Origin of the sequence: Stenotrophomonas sp., assembly GCF_031995405.1 — a bacterium.
Classification (GTDB): domain Bacteria; phylum Pseudomonadota; class Gammaproteobacteria; order Xanthomonadales; family Xanthomonadaceae; genus Stenotrophomonas.
The window spans coordinates 1-4,737 of record NZ_DAMAGC010000187.1 but is presented as its reverse complement, the minus strand read 5'-3'; the positions used below and the strand labels follow the sequence as shown (position 1 = coordinate 4,737).

General features: G+C 66.7%; 4 protein-coding genes. 1 reads left to right on the top strand and 3 read right to left on the bottom strand.

Features of this window, described 5'->3' with window-relative positions:
* Positions 1 to 367: 367 nt before the first annotated feature.
* From mqo to RTO53_RS19380, 3 genes are all read right to left on the bottom strand, one after another.
* Positions 368 to 2,065, bottom strand: coding sequence for a malate dehydrogenase (quinone) (gene mqo / locus RTO53_RS19390; RefSeq protein ID WP_312239302.1), 1,698 nt, complete (start codon positions 2,063 to 2,065; stop codon positions 368 to 370).
* Between the two features lie 149 nt (positions 2,066 to 2,214).
* A complete protein-coding gene (locus RTO53_RS19385; protein ID WP_312239301.1) occupies positions 2,215 to 2,799 on the bottom strand; it encodes a hypothetical protein in 585 nt (194 codons plus the stop codon).
* A gap of 73 nt (positions 2,800 to 2,872) precedes the next feature.
* Positions 2,873 to 3,778, bottom strand: a complete 906-nt coding sequence (locus tag RTO53_RS19380; RefSeq protein WP_312239300.1) for a LysR family transcriptional regulator ArgP — start codon at positions 3,776 to 3,778, stop codon at positions 2,873 to 2,875.
* A gap of 135 nt (positions 3,779 to 3,913) precedes the next feature.
* On the opposite strand from RTO53_RS19380, the gene RTO53_RS19375 reads away from it, so the two are divergent.
* On the top strand, positions 3,914 to 4,552 hold the full coding sequence (locus RTO53_RS19375) for a LysE family transporter (protein ID WP_312239299.1): 639 nt from the start codon (positions 3,914 to 3,916) through the stop codon (positions 4,550 to 4,552).
* The last annotated feature ends 185 nt before the right edge of the window (positions 4,553 to 4,737 follow it).

The window sequence follows — 4,737 nt, the reverse complement described above, 5'->3', positions numbered from 1 at the left end:
GGCCTACCGGCTGCTACGGGGCTCGGCTTGCGGAGACAAGCGGGAAAGCTGGCTTTTGACGCTGGTCGGTGGGTCGGGCGCTGGGCCCCCCATGCCCTTGGAGGCGAAATAAAGGAGGAGGTGGCGGCCGCAGGCCGACGCCGGGGGCGTCGCCGGAAAGGGCATGGGGGCCCAGCGCCCGATCCACCGACAGCCGCTTGAGGTGAAACATAAGGAGGAGAGGGCGGCCGCAAGCCGACGCGGGAGCGTCGCCGGAAAGGCACGGGGCCCGGCGCCCGACCCACCGACCGCCGCGCAAAAAAAATCCGGCCCACACCGGGGCCGGATCTCGTTTTTCACCGCGCGGCCAAGGCCGCAGCAGGCGGGCTTACAGCGCCTGCAGTTCTTCGTTGGCGTTGCGCTTCTTCTGCGCCGGGGCGGTGGCCGGCGGCGGGGTCAGCATCACCGCCGGCGTGGTGGCGTTTTCCACCGGCACGTCCAGGTAGGGCAGCTTCAGCGTTTCGCTGGTCTGGCGGCGGATCTCGTTGGTCAGCGCCGGGCTGTCGTTGAGCTTGCGCCCGTAGGACGGCACGATCTGCTTCAGCTGCGCTTCCCAGCCGGCCGCCATCTGCTGCGGGAAGGTCTTCTTGAGCAGGTCCAGCATGATCGGCGGCGAGGTCGATGCGCCCGGCGAGGCGCCCAGCAGCGCGGCCAGGGTGTGGTCCTTGTCGGTCACGATCTCGGTGCCGAACTGCAGCACCGGTCCCTTCTCCGGGTCGCGCTTGATGATCTGAACGCGCTGGCCGGCGGTGACCAGTTTCCAGTCCTCGCGCTTGGCGTTCGGGAAGTACTTCACCAGTTCGGCCTGGCGGTCAGCGTCATCCAGGCGCGCCTGGCCCATCAGGTACTTCACCAGGTCCAGGTTCTCCATGCCCACATCGAGCATGCCGGCCACGTTGTTGTGGTTGACCGAGGAATACAGGTCGAACCACGAGCCGTGCTTGAGGAACTTGGTGCTGTACAGCGCGAACGGCCCGAACAGCACCACCGGCTTGCCGTCCAGCTTGCGCGCGTCCAGGTGCGGCACCGACATCGGCGGCGAGCCGGTCTCGGCCATGCCGTAGGCCTTGACCGAATGGCGTCCGGCGATGGCCGGGTCCTGGAACGCCAGGAACTGGCCGCCCACCGGGAAGCCTGCGTAGTCCTTCGCCTCGGGGATGCCCGACAGTTGCAGCAGCTTCAGCGCGGCGCCGCCGGCACCGATGAACACGAAGCGCGACTTGATCGTGGACTCCTTGCCGGACTTCAGGTCCTTGACCGTCACGTTCCAGCTCTTGTCCTCGTTCTGGCGCAGGGCGCCCACTTCATGCTCCAAGTGCAGCTGGAAGTTCGGGCTGCGCTGCAGGCCGGCGGTCAGCTGGCGGGTGATCACGCCGAAGTTGACGTCGGTGCCCAGCGGCATCCAGGTCGCGGCAACCTTCTGCTTCGGGTCGCGGCCTTCCATCAGCAGCGGTGCCCACTGCCTGATCTGCGCGGCATCCTCGGAATACTGCATGCCGTAGAACAGCGGGTTTTTGACCAGCGCCTGCTGGCGCTTGTGCAGGTAGGCGATGTTGTCATCGCCCCACACAAAGCTCATGTGTGGGGTGGGGTTGATGAAATCCGACGGTTCGCCGAGCCGGCCCTGCTTTATCTGGTGCGACCAGAACTGGCGGGAGATCTCGAACTGTTCGGCAATGCCGACCGCCCGCTTGGTCTCGATGCTGCCATCGGGCAGCTCGGGCGTGTAGTTCAGCTCGGCGAACGCCGAATGCCCGGTACCCGCGTTGTTCCAGCCGTCCGAACTTTCCAGCGCGACGCCGTCGAGGCGTTCGTAGAGCTGGATGTTCCAGTCCGGCTGCAGTTCCTGCAGGAACGTGGCCAGGGTGATGCTCATGATGCCGCCGCCGACCAGCACGACATCGACCGGCTTGTCGTTGCCGGCGGCCGGAACCGAGCGCTGGTGCAGGGGCCAATACAGGAAAAGCGCGGCTGTCAGCAGCAACAGCACGAGCAGGCCGAGGACGACCTTGGCGAATTTCTTCATGGGGATCTCAGGTGGGGGAGATGTGAACAGGATGCCCACGCCACGGGGAAGAGGCGTGAAGAAACAAGGGGTTGGCAATCCAGACTGGCGATTTTATCGCCTTTTGCCCGATTCTTGGTGCAACGCAGCATCCGGTCGGTGCGATGCGCTCAATCGCTGGAGAGGGTGAAGTACTCGCCCAGAAAGTACATCGCCTGGTACAGCAGTGCGGTCACGGCCAGGCCCAGCTGCACGCTTCGCTGCCGGCAGACCGCCCCCAGGGCGGCGATCGCCAGCATCAGCACGGTATGCAGGGGATAGGCCGGGCCGAGCATCTGCCAGCGGCTGTGGCCCTTGATCGCGGTATCGCCCAGGTCGAGCAGGGTCAGCAGCGCCAGCACGCCGAAGAACCAGCCGCGCCGTTGCAGCAGGTAGGCCTCATAACTGCCGTACTCGCGCACGTCATCGGGAAACAGCAGCACGCACAGCATGAACCAGGCCGCGCAGTAGGCGATGACGAACAGGTACAGCCCGAACGTCCATTGGCGCACTTCGCCCAGGCGGAACTCCCACCACCAGAACGTGACCACCGAGATCAGCGCCCACAGCACCCAGCACAGGTGGATCCACGACCAGCCGCGCCGCCTGGGGTGCTCGATGATCGAGGCCAGCCCGCGCAGCAGGGTGGTGATGCTCAGCCCGAGGATGATGCTGAGCACCACGCGGATATGCAGGTAGACCGGATCGCTGTCCATCGCCATCGCCATCGCGGGGATGCGCCGATGCTGCGCCCGACGGCATCATCGCGCCGTGCAGGACACGGCCGGGTCAGCGCTTCCTGCGCACCAGCGTGGCCGACGCATCCAGCACTGCCCGGGTCAGCAGCGCCATCGTCTGCACATCGCCCTTCCAGTGCTGCCAGTACAGCGGCACGTCTTCCCACGCGCGCTGCTTCATCAGCACCAGCCGGCCGGCCTCCAGGTGGCGCTTCACCAGGGGCAGCGGATTCATCGTCCAACCCAGCCCGCCCAGGTTGGCCTGCACGAACGCGCGCGTGGAGGGAATCCACCACGTCGGGGCCGTCAGCGGCAGATCGTCGCCGGCCAGGCGTCGGGCGAACCGCGCCTGCATGTCGTCCTTGCGGTTGAACACCAGCACCGGCGCCTGTGCGAGCGATTGCGCATTGACCCCCTTGGCGAAGTGCTTCTCATGGAAGGCCGGGGTGCAGGTGGCCGCATAGCGGATGCTGCCCAGCGCATGGATCTGACAGCCCTGCACCGGCTCATCCAGGGTGGTCACCGCGCCGAGTACCGCGCCCTGTCGCAGCAACGCCACCGTGTGGTCCTGGTCTTCCGAGCGCAGGTCCAGGGTGGTCCCGGTCTGCCGCGCGAAGTTCAGTGCCGCCTCCGGGAACCACGTCTCCAGGCTGTCATGGTTGACCGCCACCGGAATGCTCGCGTGCGGCAGGTCCTCATCGGCGATGCCCATCCGGTGCAGCGCATCGTGCTCCAGCAGCGCCGTCTGCTCGGCCAGCTGCACCAGCACCTGGCCTTCCGGGGTGGCCACCGCCGGCGAGGAACGCTTCACCAGCAGTCGCCCGACCCGGTCCTCCAGCGCCTTGATCCGCTGGGACACCGCCGAGGCGGTCACATTGAGCGCCTGTGCGGCCCGCTCGAAGCTGCCCTCGCGGACGACCGCGGCCAACGCGCGCAGCTGGGCATGGTCGATACGCATGGAATTAAGTCCTGCTAAAGATGGTTAAGTAAGTTTAGCTCTACTTTTTCATGTTGCGGCGCGACAATACGCGCCATCCGGTGCTGTACGCCTTGGCGAGGCACCGCTCCCACATGCAAGACAAGGCGGTATTCCATGTTCTCCACCCTTCTCTCCGGCGGCCCCGGTCTGGCCGCGTGGCTCAGTGGCGCTGCCACCGGCATCGGCTTGTTCGCCGTGGTCGGTGCGCAGAGCGCCTTCATCCTGCGCCAGGGCATCCTGCGCAAGCACATCGTGCCGGTGGTAGCCACCTGCGCGGCGATCGACGGCATCTTCATCTTCGCCAGCGTCGCCGGCCTGCGCACCCTGACCCAGGCGCTGCCGTGGCTGACCACGGTGGTGCTGTGGGGCGGCGTCGCCTTCCTGGCCTGGTACGCCTGGCAGTCCGCGCGGCGCGCGCTGGCCGGTGGCGGCGGCATGCACGTGGACGACGGCGACAGCACCTCGCGTCGCGCCGTGCTGATGTCGGCGGTCGGCTTCTCGCTGATCAACCCGCATTTCTGGCTGGACATGATGGTCATCGGTGGCATTGCCGAAAACTTCGGCAATGCGCGCATGGCCTTCGCCGCCGGCGTGTTCACCGCCAGCTGCCTGTGGCTCACCGCCCAGGGCCTGGGCGCACGCCTGCTGGCGCCGCTGTTCACCAAGCCCAGGACCTGGCGCATCCTCGACGGCACCATCGCCGTGATCCTGTCGATCCTGGCGCTGACCCTCGCGTTCCGCGGCATGCATTGAACTCTCTCCTCGATGCGTTCCTTCAATGGCACCGCTTGCGGTGCCATTTTTTATGGGTTTTCCTCTGGATCCGCTGGCGAGCACGATGCCTGCAGTGGACCTTCCCGACGCGGTTGTCGGCGGGTCGGGCGCTGGGTCCCCATGCCCTTTCCGGCGAATGTCCCCCGGCCGCGGGGCGGCCTCCT

What these genes read in the sequence shown, in the direction of transcription:
- mqo (WP_312239302.1), bottom strand. Translation starts at nt 2,065, where the DNA reads ATGAAGAAATTCGCCAAGGTCGTCCTCGGCCTGCTCGTGCTGTTGCTG.
- RTO53_RS19385 (WP_312239301.1), bottom strand. Translation starts at nt 2,799, where the DNA reads ATGGACAGCGATCCGGTCTACCTGCATATCCGCGTGGTGCTCAGCATC.
- RTO53_RS19380 (WP_312239300.1), bottom strand. Translation starts at nt 3,778, where the DNA reads ATGCGTATCGACCATGCCCAGCTGCGCGCGTTGGCCGCGGTCGTCCGC.
- RTO53_RS19375 (WP_312239299.1), top strand. Translation starts at nt 3,914, where the DNA reads ATGTTCTCCACCCTTCTCTCCGGCGGCCCCGGTCTGGCCGCGTGGCTC.